We start from the raw sequence: 683 nt of genomic DNA on the forward strand, positions 1-683 counted from the left end.
CGTCCGCTGAAGATGCCGTAGTGGCCGGCACCCTGGACCTCGAGATGGCGTTGCTCCTTGGCCGAGACGCCGGTGCAGAGTTCGTGCGCGGCACGGGTCTGGCCCGAGCCGGAGATGTCGTCCAGTTCGCCCTCGATCGTCAACAGGCCGGTCGACTGGATGTCCTGCGGCCGCACCGTCTCGCGCTCGCCGGCGGGGTTCGTCACTTCCCAGGTGCCGTTCACCAGGTCGAACTTCTGGAACACGGTGCGGATCGTCTCAAGGTAGTAGTCGGCGTCCATGTCGAGCACCGCGTTGTACTCGTCGTAGAACTTGCGGTGGGCCTCGGTGCTGGCGTCGTCGCCCTTGATCAGGTCCTTGAAATAGTCATAGTGGCTACTGGCATGGCGGTCGGGGTTCATCGCCACGAAGCCGGTGTGCTGCAGGAAGCCCGGGTAGACGCGCCGTCCGGCGCCCGGGAAGCCGTCCGGCACTCGGTAGATCACATTGTTCTCGAACCACTCGAAGCTCTTGTTCATCGCAAGGTTGTTGACCGCCGTGGGCGACTTGCGGGCGTCGATCGGGCCGCCCATCATGGTCATAGACAGCGGCGTCTTCTCGCCGCGGCTGGCCATCAGGGACACCGCGGCCAGCACCGGGACCGTCGGCTGGCAGACGCTGATCACGTGGCAGTTGCCGTACTC

General features: G+C 65.2%; 1 protein-coding gene. It reads right to left on the reverse strand.

The genetic code is table 11. The features are described 5' to 3' along the window. A partial coding sequence (phaZ, locus tag AC1DY5_RS57810) for a polyhydroxyalkanoate depolymerase (protein WP_478123067.1) occupies positions 1-683 on the reverse strand: 683 nt, incomplete at both ends.

The sequence above is a fragment of the Variovorax sp. P4_D9 genome, assembly GCF_056401695.1.